At 66.6% G+C, this 16,055-nt stretch carries 1 protein-coding gene; it reads left to right on the top strand.

The genetic code is table 11. From position 1 onward, the window contains the following. The first annotated feature begins 112 nt into the window (after positions 1-112). Positions 113-15,913: an amino acid adenylation domain-containing protein gene (locus tag ACZ60G_RS16670; protein WP_465810982.1), complete on the top strand. Its 15,801-nt coding sequence runs from the start codon at positions 113-115 to the stop codon at positions 15,911-15,913. The last annotated feature ends 142 nt before the right edge of the window (positions 15,914-16,055 follow it).

Genomic DNA, 16,055 nt, shown 5'->3' with positions numbered 1-16,055 from the left:
GGGCGATCCGGGTAGTGACGATGAGCGAGGGGAGGAAAGTTCCTATGCCGGAATACCGGTCGGTGGGACAGGATCGGGCGCGGCCGCGCGGTATCGGAGGGGGGTCGTTCGCGTGACCCGGCCAGCCCGAAGCCGTCCGGTCCGGACCCGTCAGTCGCGGGTCACCACGCTGCCGCGGCTGATGGGCGCCGCGGTCGAGGCGAATCCGGACGGTATCGCCGTCGTTTTCGCCGATGCCGGCGCGACCCTGGGGCAGCTCGGCTACGCCGAACTCGACGGTCGGTCCACCCGGTTGGCCCGGATGCTGATCGAACGCGGTGTCGGTCCGGAAGATCTTGTCGCCGTTGGTATTCCGCGGTCGCTGGAGTCGGTGATCGCGGTGTGGGCGGTGGCCAAGACCGGTGCCGGATTCGTGCCGGTCGACCCCAATTACCCGGCCGAGCGAGTCGCGCACATGGTGACCGATTCCGGTGCGGTGCTCGGGCTCGCGGTCGCCGAGGTGGCGGCGGAGCTCCCGGATCAGGTCGAGTGGCTGGTGATCGATGCGCCCGAATTCGCCCCGCGCCTGGCGGAATACTCGGGCGAGGCCATCACCAATGCGGACCGCGTCCGCGCGGTGCGTGCGGAGCACCCGGCCTACGTCATCTACACCTCCGGCTCCACCGGCAAGCCGAAGGGTGTCGTCGTCACGCAGGCCGGATTGTCCAGCTTCTGCGATGAACAGCGCGAGCGGTATCGCGTCACGAACCAGTCGCGCACACTGCATTTCGCGTCGCCGTCCTTCGACGCGTCGGTGCTCGAGCTGCTGCTCGCACTCGGTGGTGCGGCGACCATGGTGGTGGTCGCGCCGAATATCTACGGCGGCGACGAGTTGGCGATGCTGCTGCGCCGGGAGCGGGTGACGCACGCGTTCATCACCCCGGCCGCGCTCGCCTCGGTCGATCCGACGGGGCTCGACGATTTCCGGGTCGTCGTCGCCGGTGGCGAGGCCTGCCCGCCGGATCTGGTGCGGCGCTGGGTATTACCGATCGCCGATGGCCGGACACGTGAGTTCTTCAACGGCTATGGGCCGACCGAGACCACGATCATGACCAATATCAGCTCGCCGATGACACCCGGTGCGGTGGTGACCATCGGCGGTCCGATCCGTGCCGTCACCGAATACGTGCTCGACGACCGGCTGACTCAGGTGCCCAGCGGCGTGGTCGGCGAACTGTACATCTCTGGTTCGCAGGTGGCGCGCGGTTATCACGATCGGCCCGCGCTGACCGCATCGCGTTTCGTGGCGAATCCGTTCGATCCCAGCGGTTCTCGGCTCTACGCTACCGGTGACGTGGTGCGCTGGACCGCCGCCGGTGAGATCGAATACATGGGCCGCAACGACTTCCAGGTCAAGTTCCGCGGCTTCCGCATCGAACTCGGTGAGATCGATGCGGTGCTCGGCGCGCACGACAGTGTCGACTTCGTCGTCACCATCGGGCACAAGCTCGATACCGGCGCAACGATTCTCGCGTCCTACGTGCACCCGGCGGGCGACGCGGTTGTCGACACCGATGAGCTGACCGCCTTCGCCGAACGCTCTCTGCCAGCGCATATGGTTCCGACGACGATCACAGTGCTCGATACGATTCCGCTGACCCCGGTCGGCAAGCTGGATCGCCGGGCACTGCCCGCACCGGTGCTGGAGACCAAGGAGTACCGGGCGCCGGAGACCGAAATCGAACAGATCATCGCCGAGGTCCTCGGCGAGGTGCTGGGGATCGGCGAGGGGCGGGGTATCGAGCGCATCGGTCTCGACGACGACTTCTTCGCACTCGGCGGCGACAGCATCACCTCGATCCAGGTGGTGTCGCGGGCCAGGGCGCGCGGGGTGATCTTCACGCCGCGCGACGTTTTCGAATCGCGCACGGTCGCGGTCCTAGCGCCGCTCGCCACCCAGGGTGCGCTGGTCGAGACCGGCATGCAGGGGCCGCTGGTCGAGCTGTCGCAGGCCGATAGTGACCGGCTGGCAAGGGAATACCCGAAGCTGGCCGAGGTGTGGCCGCTGACCCCGCTGCAGTCGGGCATGCTGTTCCACGCGCAATTGGCCGAGTCTTCGGTCGATGCGTATATGACCCAGTTCATGGTCGATCTCGGCGGCGATGTCGATGCCGAGCGACTACGTGCGGCGGCGGTCGCCGTGGTGGGTCGGCATGTGAATCTGCGGGTGGCGTTCGCCGAGGATGCGGCGGGCAATCCGGTGCAGGTCGTGCTGGATGAGGTCGAAGTACCTTGGCGTGCAGTCGATCTCACCGATTGTGCGGAGGCCACTGCGGAGTTGCAGCGGATCATGGCCGCCGAGCTGGCCGACCATTTCGATATGCGGACCGCGCCGCTATTGCGGTTCACCCTGATCCGTTCGACGGCCCCGGCGGGAGCGACGGGCCCGGAGGCGGCAGCCCGCGTAACCACGGAGGGCCCCGCGAGCGCCACGATGTCAGGCGCCTATCACCTGCTGGTCACCAGTCATCACATCCTCATCGACGGCTGGTCGATGCCGCTGCTGACCCAGGATCTGCTGACGCTCTATGTGCTCGGCGGTGATGCGAGCCAGTTGCCGCAGGCCCGCTCCTACCGTGACTATCTGGCCTGGCTCGGTGCGCAGGACCACAGTGCCGCGCGCAAGGCTTGGCGCGAGGTACTGGACGGCATCACCGAGCCGACACCGTTGGCTTCGGTCGATCCGGCCCGCGAAATCGCCGCGGGCGTAGGCGAAGTCGGCTTCGAACTATCCGAGGCGGACACCAAGGCGCTGAGCCGGTTGGCCGCCGATGCCGGGGTCACCGTCAACACCGTCATCCAGGCGGCCTGGGGTTTGTTGATCGGCCGGAGTGTGGATCGCGACGATGTCGTCTTCGGCGCCACCGTTTCCGGGCGGCCGCCGCAGCTCGACGGCATCGAGACCATGGTCGGGTTGTTCCTCAATGCGATTCCGGTCCGGGTGCGCCTTGATGCGAACGACACCCTCGCCGGACTGCTGCGGCAGTTGCAGTCCGAACAGGCGGCGCTGCTGGACCACCACTACGTCGGCCTGAGCGAAATTCAGGAAATCACCGGTGTGGAAGGGCTTTTCGACACCCTGGTGGTGTTCGAATCGTTCCCGGTCGACGAGCAGGCGCTGACTGCGGCGGCGGGCGCGCTCGATGGCATGAGCATCGAGGGCGCGGTCGCCGTGAACGGCACGCACTATCCGGTCACCGTGGTGATCGTCCCCGGCGCGCGCATGCATTTCACCCTCAAATACCTGCGCGATGTCTTCGATGAGGCGGCGGCGCAGGCACTGGCCCAACGCTTCTCGACACTGATCGGGCGCTTCCTTACCGATCCGTTCGCCAAGGTCGCCGAGGTCGATGCGCTGACCGATGCCGATCTCGCCGTACTCGACGCCGTCAATGCCACCGAAGTGGCCGAGTTGCTGGATGATTCGACACTGCTGACCCTGTTCGACGCGCAGGTTGCCCGCACTCCGGACGCACCGGCGGTGATCTACGGCGATGCCACACTTACTTACCGCGAGCTCGATGTGCGTTCGCGGGAGCTGGCCGGGGACCTGGTCGGTCGGGGCGTCGGCTCGGAATCGCTGGTGGCGGTGGCGATGCGGCGCAGTATCGAGATGGTCGTCGCGATCTACGGTGTGCTGCGGGCCGGTGGGGCGTATGTGCCGATCGATCCCGACCATCCGGCCGAGCGCAGTGAATATGTGCTGTCCAGCGCGGCTCCGGTGTGCGTGTTGACCACGACCGGGACCGGCTTCCAAACCGAGACCGATGCACCGCAGGTCCATGTGGACGTTTTCGAGCGACCTGTTCGCGCTGCGGCTGACGCCTCGATCTTCGGTGACCTGCCGACCGTCGCGGCACCGCTTCCCGACAACACCGCTTACCTCATCTACACCTCCGGCTCGACCGGTCGGCCCAAGGGCGTGGCGATCACGCATCGGCAAATGGCGAACCAATTCCGTTGGGCACAGCGGACCTATCCGCACGGTCCCGGTGATGTGGTGTTGCACAAGACGCCGGTCACCTTCGATATCTCCACGTGGGAGCTGTTCTGGACCTTGCAGACCGGTGCGGCGGTGGTCATCGCCGAACCGGACGGACATCGCGATCCCACGTATCTGGCCCGCGTGATCGACGAATACTCCGTCAGCACTGTGCATTTCGTGCCATCGATGCTCGATGCATTCCTCGACGGTGCGCCCGCGGCGTACCCGTCGTTGCGCCGGGTATTCGCCGCCGGTGAGGCGCTATCGGGGGACACCGCCGCGCGCTTCAACACCTTCCTGCCGAATGCGGACCTGTTCAACTGGTACGGCCCTGCGGAGGCGACGGTCGTCACGGCCTATCCCGCTGAAGCCGATGGGCGCGTGGCTATTCCGATCGGTACCTCGGTCGCCAACACTCGGGTGCATGTGCTCGACCGGCAGTTGCGGCCGGTTCCGGTCGGCGCGGTCGGTGAGTTGTACGTCGCCGGTGTGCAATTGGCGCGTGGCTATGTGAACGCACCGGCGCTGACTGCTGAACGCTTTGTCGCGCACGCCGATGGTGCGCGGCTGTATCGCACCGGCGATGTGGTGCGCTGGGTGCCTCGTGATGGCGGACACGCCCTGGAATACCTGGGCCGCAGCGACTTTCAGGTCAAGTTGCGCGGCCAGCGCGTCGAACTCGGTGAGATAGAGACGGTGCTGCTCGGTCTGGACGCTGTGCAGCGAGCGGCAGTGGCGCTGGTCAAGGGGAACACCGGCGATCGGCTGGTCGCCTATGTGGTGGCCGCTCCCGGTGCACAGATCGATGACGATGCCGTGCTCGACCACGCGCGGACAGCGCTGCCGTCGTATATGGTCCCGTCCGCGATCGTGCATCTGGACGCTTTGCCACTCAATGCGAGCGGCAAACTCGACCGCAAGGCCCTGCCCACACCGGAGTTCATCGGACGGCCCTACCGGGAACCGTCGACGCCGTTGGAACGCTGCGTTGCCGAGGTATTCACCGATGTGCTGGGCATCGAGCGCGTGGGTGTGGACGACGACTTCTTCGACCTCGGCGGCAACTCGCTGGTCGCGACTCGTGTGGTGGCCCGGCTCGGTGCCGCGATCGGCAGCCGCGTTCCTGTGCGTGCAGTTTTCGAGGCACCGACGGTGGCGGGTCTGGCCGCCGCGGTCGCACCCGGCGCGGGTCGGCGTCGCGAGGTGCCGCTGGTGGCCGGTGCACGGCCGGAACAGATTCCGCTGTCGCTGGCACAGCAGCGGATGTGGTTCCTCAACCAGTTCGATACCGAATCTGCGGTGAACAATCTGCCGGTGGCGGTCCGGCTGACGGGTGCGCTCGATATCGCCGCATTGCAGCAGGCCGTCGCCGATCTGGTCGAGCGGCACGAAACGTTGCGGACCGTCTATCCGGCCGACTGCGACGGTATCGCGCATCAGGTGATCGTGCCTGCGGCACAGGCGGTTCCGGATCTGACTCCGCAGCAGGTGGCGCCGGATGCGGTGCACGCGAAGGTCGTCGAGATCATTGCCGCCGGATTCGATGTCACCGATCGGGTGCCATTGCGAGGTGCACTGTTCCGGGTCGGCTCTGAGAACGAGTACGTGCTCGTCTTCGTGGCCCACCACATCAGCGCGGACGGCTGGTCGATGGGACCGATGACCAGCGACCTCATGCTCGCCTACGCATCACGTGCGGCCGGTGCACCGCCTGCCTGGCAGCCGCTGCCGGTGCAATACGCGGATTTCAGCCTCTGGCAACGGGAAGTGCTCGGTTCCGAGGACGATCCGGAAAGCCTGATCACCGCACAGGCCGAGTTCTGGCGCACGACATTGGCCGGTCTGCCCGACGAGCTGAACCTGCCCGCCGACCGCCCGCGTCCGACGACGCAGTCGTTCGCCGGTGGCACAGTCGGTTTCACGGTCGACCCGCGGGTGCACCGCAGACTGCAGGAGATCGGCCGCGAACAGAACGCGACGATCTTCATGGTCGTGCATACCGCGTTCGCGATCTTCCTGGCACGTCTGTCGGGTAGCGAGGACATCGCTGTTGGCACGCCGATAGCCGGTCGTGGTGCGGCCGAATTGGACGATGTCATCGGCATGTTCGTCAATACGCTGGTGCTGCGGACCCCGGTGCGCGGCGGCGCGACCTTCCCGGAATTGCTTTCGGTGGTGCAGGACGCCGATCTGCAGGCCTTCGCGCATGCCGACATTCCGTTCGAGCGCCTGGTCGATCTGCTGAATCCGGAGCGGTCCACCGCGCGGCATCCGCTGTTCCAGGTGGCGCTGTCGTTCCAGAATCTGCCGGACAATTCGTTCGAGCTGCCCGAATTGCGGGTCGGCGCGGTCGATCTCGATATCGATACCGCCAAATTCGATCTGTCGCTGGCGATCACCGAGCTGCCAGGCGCGTCCGAGGGCATGTACGCGGTGTTTTCTTTCGCGCGTGACCTGTTCGACGAGTCCACCGTTCGGGTATTCGCGGATCGGTTCGTGCGGCTGCTCGAGGCGATCACCACGCGGCCGGAGCTGCCGGTGGGTGATCTGCCGCTGCTGGCCGAAGCCGAGGCGAAATTCCTGACCCGGGTGCATCCGGATCATGCGACGGCCGGTCGGCTGCTGCCCGATCTGCTGGTGCGCGGGCTGCGTCGTGGTGCGGAGCGTACGGCCATCCGCTATCAGGGCCGATCGATCAGCTATCGCGAACTCGACGAGTACTCGTCGCGGTTGGCCAGGGTGCTGATCGGTCGCGGCGTCGGTCCGGAAAGCCTTGTGGCGCTGGCACTGCCGCGCTCGTATGAAATGGTGGCCGCCGTGTTGGCGGTGTCGAAGGCCGGTGGCGCACATGTGCCGGTCGACCCGAATTACCCGGTGGATCGGGTGCGGCACATGCTGACCGATTCGGGTGCGCTCGTCGGTCTCACCGCTTCGGAGTATCTGGGTGAGTTGCCGGACGACGTGCAATGGCTTGCGCTCGACGATGCAGAGACGGACGCGCTGTGCGCAGACCGATCCGCCGCAGCGGTCACCGACGCCGACCGGATCATGCCGTTGCGGCCGCACCATGTGGCCTACGTGATCTACACCTCCGGCTCTACCGGTATGCCCAAGGGCGTCGCCGTGACCCACACCGGACTCGGCGGCCTGGTCGACCATTCGGTCGGCCTGTACCGGCTGGAGCCGGAGCACCGGCTGCTGCATATCTGTTCGCCGAGCTTCGACGTGTCGGTGCTGGAATGGCTCGTCGCGCTTACGGTCGGCGCGACTGTGGTGATCGTGCCAGCGGCGATCATCGGCGGTCCGGAACTGGGTGATCTGCTGCGCAGCGAGCGGGTCACGCATTCGATCATCACCCCGGCGGTGCTGAGCTCGGTGGATCCGATCGGGCTGGATCAGCTCGAAATGCTCATGGTCTGCGGCGATGCCACCACACCGGAACTGCTCGGTAAGTGGCAGCCGGGCCGCAGGTACTACAACGGCTACGGCCCGACCGAGGCCACCGTCATCGCTTCCTATGCGACGCTGCGGGCGGGTGCACCGATCACGATCGGTACACCGATACACGGCATGTCGGCGCTGGTGCTGGACGCTCGGCTGCACCCGGTCCCGCCGGGCGTGGCGGGGGAGCTGTACCTGTCCGGCGGCGCGTTGGCGCGTGGGTACCACAACCGTCCGGGGCTTTCCGCGGAGCGTTTCGTGGCCAATCCGTGGGGCGAGCTGGGAGCGCGGATGTACCGCACCGGTGACGTGGTGCGCTGGTTCGCCGAACCCGAACTACGGATGGGCAATGCGGCGCTGCCGTCGATCCCGTGGGCACTGGAATACGTCGGCCGCTCGGACTTCCAGGTGAAGATCCGCGGCTACCGCATCGAACTCGGTGAGATCGATGCCGTGCTCGGCGGGCACGCCGATGTGGAATTCGCGATCACCATGGGCAGGCAGAGCGACGCGGGTGTCACGATCCTGGTGTCCTATGTGCTGCCGGTGTCCGGTCGGGTCATCGAGCCCAGCGTGCTCGTCGAGCATGCGGCGCGGCGCCTGCCGCCGCATATGGTGCCGTCGGCGGTCGTCGTGCTCGACGAGATCCCATTGACCCCGGTCGGCAAGTTGGACCGAAAGGCGCTGCCGGAACCGGCCTTCGAGCAGGCGGCCTTCCGTGCGCCGAAGAGCCATACCGAACAGATCGTGGCGAGCACCTTCGCCGCAGTGCTGCGCATCGGCACCGGCGACAACCGCTATCTCGGCCTGGACGACGACTTCTTCGCACTCGGTGGGAATTCGCTGCTGGCAACGCAACTGGTGACCCGCCTCGGTGCGGCATTGGATACCCGCGTACCGGTGCGGGTACTCTTCGAGGCATCCACGGTCGCCGAACTCGCGGCCGAGCTCGAACAGCTCGCCGGTACCGGCGCTCGCAAGGCATTGGTGGCAGGCGACCGGCCGCAACATATTCCGCTGTCGCTGGCACAGCAGCGGATGTGGTTCCTCAACCGATTCGACACCGAGTCCACGGCTTACAACATCCCGATTGCCGTGCGGCTCACCGGGAACCTCGATGTGGCGGCGCTGCGCCAAGCGGTCGCGGATGTGGTGGAGCGGCACGAAATCCTGCGCACCATCTATCCGCAGACCGATGCGGGTCCGGTCCAGCTGATTCTGCCCGCAGATGCGGCCGTGCCTGAACTAGAAATCCGCGAGGTCGCGCCGGACGAACTCGAGTCCGCCGTGGTCGAGCTGATCTCGACGACCTTCGACGTCACCAGCGAGGTGCCGGTCCGGGTCGTGCTGTTCGCTATCGACGGTGTCGGTGCTGCAAGTCCGGAGGTCGGGGCTGGCGTTGCTGCGCCGGGGCGTGGGGATGCCGTTGTGGGTGTGGCGGGGTCGGTGGGTCCGGAGGTGGTGGCTGGCGTTGCCGCGCAGGGTCCTGTGGACACCGCCGTCGCCACAGCGGGAGCGGTGGGTCCGGAGGCGGAAGCTCACGTAACCGCGCAGGGCTCCGCGGACGTCGCCATCGAACACGAATACGTGCTCGCCATGGTGGTGCACCACATCTCCGGTGACGGTTCGTCGGTCGCACCGCTGGCCCGCGACCTGATGCTCGCGTATGCAGCCCGCTCCGCGAATGCCGCGCCGGGCTGGGCACCACTGCCCGTGCAATACGCGGACTACAGCATCTGGCAGCGCGAACTGCTCGGCAGCGAGGACGATCCGGAATCACTGGCGGCCGAGCAGGTCGCCTACTGGCGTGACGCACTGGCCGATCTGCCCGAACAACTGGATCTGCCCGCGGACCGGCCGCGCCCCGCGGTGCAGTCCTTCGCGGGCGGGACCGCCGAGGTGCGCATTGATCCCGAAACCCACCGTGCCCTCATCGAATTGGCCCGTGCCGAAGGCGCGACACTGTTCATGGTTGTGCACACCGCGCTGGCCGTACTGCTGGCGCGGCTCTCGGGGACCGATGACATTGCCATCGGCACCCCGATGTCCGGTCGCGGTGCGGCCGCGCTGGACGATCTGATCGGCATGTTCGTCAACACCCTGGTGTTCCGCACCCGGGTGGACGCCGGTGCCACGTTCACCGAGCTGACCGCGCGCCAGCGGGAGGCCGATATCCGGGCCTTCGCGCATGCGGATATCCCGTTCGAGCGGCTGGTCGAGGTGCTCAACCCGGTCCGCTCGACCGCGCGGCATCCGCTGTTCCAGGTCGGGCTGTCGTTCCAGAATCTGGAGCAGTCCAGCCTCGAACTGCCCGGTCTCACCGTTTCCGGTGTCGGTATCGACATCCAGGTGGCGCAGTTCGATCTCAATCTCATTGTCGGTGACGCCTACGATGCGAACGGCGTGCCCGCGGGTATTGCCGGTCAATTCGTCTATGCCAAGGACCTTTTCGATCAGGCGACGGTCGAGAGCTTCGCTGAGCGCTTCATACGCCTGCTCGATCGGATCATCGCCGCACCGCACGTCCCGGTCGGCGAACTCGACCTGCTGGCACCGGCCGAGCGCCAGCGAATCCTGCTCGGCTGGAACGAGACTGCCAATCCGGTCGCCCCTGAACTGCTGCTCGACAGCTATCGCCGAGCGGTCGCGGACCATCCTGATGCGATCGCGGTGGTCTTCGAGGGCGTCGAGCCGGACCACCCGTCGCCCGACCACCACACCCCATCGAGTCGCTCCGCGACCCTGGCCCACCCGTCGCCCGACCACCACCCCTCATCGAGTCGCTCCGCGACGCTGACATATCGGGAATTCGATCAGCGGGTCAACCGTTTGGCGCGGCTGCTGATCGAACGTGGTGTCGGCACGGAATCCCTGGTTGGCCTGGCGATTCGGCGTTCGCTGGACCTGGTCGTCGGGATGTACGCGATCGTGACGGCCGGTGGCGCGTATGTGCCGTTGGATCCGGATCATCCGGCGGATCGGATCGCGCACATTCTGGATACGGCCCAGCCCGCGGCGGTGCTGACCACCACCGCGGATGCGGTTGCAGTGCCGGGTGATACGCCGGTGCTGTACCTGGATGCGTTGGCGTTGGACGGATTCGACGCGAACCCGGTGCGCGCTGACGAACTACTGCGTCCGGTGCGTCCGGAAAACCCGGCCTACGTCATCTTCACCTCGGGTTCGACCGGACGCCCGAAGGGCGTGGCGATTTCGCATGCCGCCATCCACAACCAGACCACCTGGATGCTGGCGGAGTATCCGCTCGGCGTCGGCGATGTGTACCTGCAGAAGACGGCGACCACCTTCGACGTCTCGCTGTGGGGCTATTTCATGCCGCTGCGCGCGGGCGCGAAACTGGTGCTCGCCACGCACGACGGCCACCGCGACCCCGCCTATGTCGCGGAAACCATTGCTGCACAGGGCGTCACCGTCACCGATTTCGTTCCGTCGATGCTCACCGTTTTCGCCGCGCACACCCCGTCGGGCTCCTGCCCGACGCTGCGGGACATCTTCGTGATCGGCGAGGCGCTGCCGCCGGAAACCGTCGACGCCGTGCGCGCCATGTCGGATGCCCGCGTGCACAACCTCTACGGCCCGACCGAGGCCGCGGTCTCGGTGACCTACTGGGAGGCACGCGGCGACGACCGCCCCGGCGTCCCGATCGGCCCGCCGCAGTGGAATACCCAGGTATACGTGCTGGATTCGCGACTGCATCCGGTGCCTGCGGGCGTGGCCGGTGAGCTGTACCTGGCCGGTGACCAGCTGGCCCGCGGCTATGTGCGCCGACCCGATCTGACCTCGGATCGATTCGTGGCCAACCCCTTCGGCGATGGCACCCGCATGTACCGTACGGGCGACCTGGTCGTCTGGCGCGCGGCCGAGTCCGGCGGTGTGCTCGACTACATCGGCCGCACGGACTTCCAGGTCAAATTCCGCGGCCAGCGCATCGAACTCGGCGAGATCGAAACCGCGCTGCTCACCGAGGCCTCGGTGAGCCAAGCGGTCGCCGTCGTGCTGCCGTCGACGTTGGGCGACCAGTTGGTCGCGTACGCCGTGCCCGCTCCCGGTCACCAGATCGATCAGACCGAACTACTGGCTGCGATCGCGGGAACCCTTCCGGCATATATGGTTCCGGCCGCCATTGTGGCGCTCGACTTGTTCCCGCTGAATACCAGCGGCAAGCTGGACCGCAAGGCGCTGCCGGAACCCACCTTCGCCAGCCGCGAATTCCGCGCCCCGGCAACACCGGTCGAGGAAATCGTGGCGGGCGTCTTCGGCGATGTGCTCGGCTTGGATCGAGTCGGCGTCGACGACGATTTCTTCGCACTCGGCGGCAATTCGCTGATCGCGACCCAGGTGGTGGCCCGGCTCGGTGCCGTCATCGGCGGCCGGGTGCCGGTGCGTACCCTGTTCGAGGCATCGACGGTCGGCGGGGTCGCGGTCAAGATCGAGCAGCACGCCGGATCCGGTGGTCGCCGCGCGCTGACCGCCGGTCCGCGCCCGGAGCGGATTCCGCTGTCGATGGCGCAGCAGCGGATGTGGTTCCTCAACCAGCTCGATCCGTCCTCGGCGGTCAACAATATTCCGGCCGCCGTGCGCCTGACCGGTGCATTGGATCTGGTTGCACTGGAGTTGGCCGTCGCGGATCTGATCGAGCGGCACGAAGTGCTGCGCACCGTTTATCCACAGACCGATGACGGTCCTGTGCAATTGATCGTGCCCGCCGAACAGGCGATGCCGGACCTGACACCGGTGCGGGTGAGCGCGGCCGATCTGCCCATGCAGGTCATCGCCACGGCCTCGGCTGGTTTCGATGTGACAGTCGAGGTTCCGGTGCGGGCCGAGCTCTTGCAGGTCGAGCGCGACGAGCATGTGCTCGTGCTGGTGGCGCATCACATCAGCGCGGACGGCTGGTCCATGGGCCCACTGACCCGCGATCTGATGATCGCCTACGCATCCCGCTCGGCCGGTGCGACACCGGCCTGGGCGCCACTTCCGGTGCAGTACGCCGACTTCAGCATCTGGCAGCGCGAGGTGCTGGGTCCGGAAGCCGATCCGGACAGCGTCATCACCGCGCAGGCGAACTACTGGCGCAATACGCTCGCCGGTATTCCGGACGAACTGAATCTGCCTGTGGATAGGCCGCGTCCGACGACGCAGTCGTTCCGCGGTGGCCGGGTAGCCTTCGCGATCGGCACCGAATTGCACAGTGGCCTGCGGGAACTCGCGCGGGCCGAGAACGCGACCATGTTCATGGTTGTGCACACCGCACTCGCGGTCTTGCTCGCGCGGTTGTCCGGCACCGATGACATTGCCATCGGGACCCCGGTCGCCGGTCGCGGGGAGGCCGAACTCGACGATGTGATCGGCATGTTCGTCAATACCCTCGTGCTGCGCAGCGCGGTATCGGGTGAACTGAGTTTCGGTGCGCTGCTGGCACATACGAAGGATGCGGATCTGCAGGCCTTCGCACACGCCGACATTCCGTTCGAGCGGCTGGTCGACCTGTTGAATCCGGTGCGCTCGACCGCGTGGCATCCGCTGTTCCAGGTCATGCTGTCGTTCCAGAATCTGCCGGACACCTCGTTCGAACTGCCCGGATTGCGCATCGGCGCGGTCGATCTGGAGATCGATGCAGCGAAATTCGATCTGTCGCTGATCATTCAGGAGGCGGCGCAGAGTGCCGGTATGGTCGCCGAATTGTCCTTCGCCAGGGATCTTTTCGATGACGCCACCGTCCAAGGGTTTGCGAATCGGTTCGTCGGGCTGCTCGAACAGATCATTGCCCGGCCGGAGGTACCGGTCGGCGATATCGATCTGCTCAGCGATACCGAACGGGCCGCGGTGCTGTGGCGGTGGAACGACACCAACCGTGAGCTCGGTGCGGTGGGGACGCTTGTGGATGAATTCGCCAGGCAGGCCGCGGCGACGCCGGATGCGGTCGCGATCGTGGATCCGGCGACGGGCACTTCGTTTACCTACTCCGAATTCGGTGCGCGTGTGCACCGGTTGGCGCGGCGGTTGAGCGAGGCCGGTGTCGGACCGGAAAAGCTTGTCGCCCTTGCCCTGCGGCGTTCGGTCGATTTCGTGGTCGCCGCCTACGCCGTGCAGGCGGCCGGTGGCGGTTACGTGCCGCTCGACCTCGAGCAGCCCGCGGAGCGGATCGGGTATGTGCTCGAGTCGGCCGCACCGGTGTGCGTTCTGACCACTTCGCGCGACGACTTCGAGACCGAACTGCCTAGGATCACGATCGATGAGCTGGACCTGTCCGGCTACTCGGCGCAGCCGGTCACCGACACCGAGCGGATGGTGCCACTGCGGCCGAGCAACCCCGCGTACGTCATCTTCACCTCCGGTTCGACCGGTCGCCCGAAGGGTGTGGCGGTACCGCATTCCGCAGTGGTTAACCAGATCCGCTGGATCACCAGCGAATACGGCATCGGTGCCGACGACATCGTGCTGTTCAAGACCCCGGCAACATTCGACGTGTCCGTGTGGGAGCTGTTCGGCCCGTTGTCCACCGGCGGTCGAATCGTCGTGGCCGCCCCGGACGGCCATCGTGACCCGCAATACCTCGCGGAAGTCATTGCGGCCGAGCGGGTCACCATGACCTCGTTCGTTCCCTCGATGCTGACCGTCTTCGCGGGCGCGGTCGACGGTTCCGCGCTGGCATCCCTGCGCACGCTGCTGATCGCTGGTGAGGCTTTCACCGCCGACGCGGTGCAGGCCATCCGCAAGGTCAGCTCGGCCGAGCTCTACAACCTGTACGGACCGACCGAATTCGCCGTCCACGCGACCCACAGCCCAGTGGCCGCCGATATCGAGGGTGCGATGCCGATCGGCCTGCCGGTTTGGAATGCCCAAGCGTACGTACTGGATTCCCGGCTGCATCCGGTGCCGTCGGGCGTCGCGGGCGAGTTGTACTTGGCCGGTGCGCAATTGGCCCGCGGTTACGCCGGTCGGACCGACCTCACATCGGATCGCTTCGTCGCCAACCCGTTCGGAGTTCCCGGTTCCCGGATGTATCGCACCGGCGACCTGGTCACCCGCAAGGCCGACGGTTCGATCGTCTACCTCGGCCGCACCGACTTCCAGGTCAAACTGCGCGGCTTGCGCATCGAACTCGGCGAGGTCGAAACCGCACTCACCGCACATGATTCGGTGGCCCAGGCGGTGGCAGTGGTGCGTTCGGATCAGCTCGTCGCCTATGTCGTAGCCGCGAGCACAGTCGATGCGGAGGCACTGCGGATCGATATCGCCGAACATCTGCCGTCCTATATGGTTCCGGCTGCCATCGTGGTCCTCGATGCCATGCCGTTGAACCCCAACGGCAAGCTCGATCGCCGTGCCCTGCCCGATCCCGTCTTCGCGGCACGGGAGTTCCGCGCACCGACGACCCCGCTCGAATCGACCGTCGCCGCTGTCTTCGCCGAGGTCATCGGCATCGACCGGGTCGGCATCGACGACGACTTCTTCGGCCTCGGCGGTAATTCGCTGCTGGCCGCCCAGGTCGTCAGCCGACTGCGCAAAGTGACCGGCGCGCAGATCAAGGTCGCCTGGTTCTTCACCGAACCGACGGTGCTCGGCATTTCGAAACAGATCAGCACGGTGCTCGAGCACGGGCGCGATTTCGACTCCGGCTCCGCGGCCGCACTCGGCGTGATCCTCCCGATCCGCGCCGCGGGCACCAGGCCGCCGCTGTTCTGCGTGCACCCGCTGGCCGGACTGTCGTGGTCGTATGCCGGACTGGCCGGGGTCCTCCCGGCCGACCAACCGATCTACGGCATCCAGACGCCCGCGCTCACCGAAGACGACTACCACCCGGACTCGATGGTTGAGATCGTGCGTCGCTACGTCGCCGAGATCCGGGCCGTGCAGCCCGAGGGCCCGTACCGGATTCTCGGTTGGTCGCTCGGCGGCAAACTGGCCCACGCGGTGGCGACCGAACTGCAGGCCGACGGCGCGCAGGTCGAGCTGCTCGCGATCCTGGACGCCTACCCGGGCGGCGACTTCACCGATTTCCGGAACCAGATCCGCGAGGCCTTCACCGAATTGGGACTGGACGCCGCGGCCCTGCCCGCGGCGGAAAACCTGCAGGAAATCGGTGACGAGGCCGTGGCAGCGCTGCACGCGATGGCCATCGGCCAGGGCGTGGACGTGCTCACGCCCGAACGGCTACGGCTGATCTACCGCACGGCCATGCGCACGGTCGAGCTGGAGTCGCAGTACCGGCGGGGGGTATTCGAGGGGACGCTCGAGTTCTTCCGAGCCACGCTCGATGCCGAGGCCCGAGCAGATCGCACCCCCGCCGACTGGCAGCCTTTCGTCTCCGATGAGATCATCGATCGCCCGATCGGGTCGACGCACGAGTTGATGACCTCTGCCGAAGCGTTGGCCGAGATCGGTCCCCGGCTCGCTGAGCTGCTCGAAACCCCTGAGCGGTAGCAATCGGCCGGGGAACGCAGGTGGATCGTCGACGGGAACAAGCTGCCAATGCGGTTACGATCGGCGTCTGACCATGCGATGCTTCTGAGCAAGCACGGGGAGGGGAGCACTTTTTAGGGATTACAGGGTAGGTGAGCTCCTT

The sequence above is a fragment of the Nocardia sp. NPDC102475 genome (genome assembly GCF_055584605.1).
The sequence above is the reverse complement of the archived record's forward strand: the minus strand, read 5'-3'. Positions and strand labels throughout refer to the sequence as shown.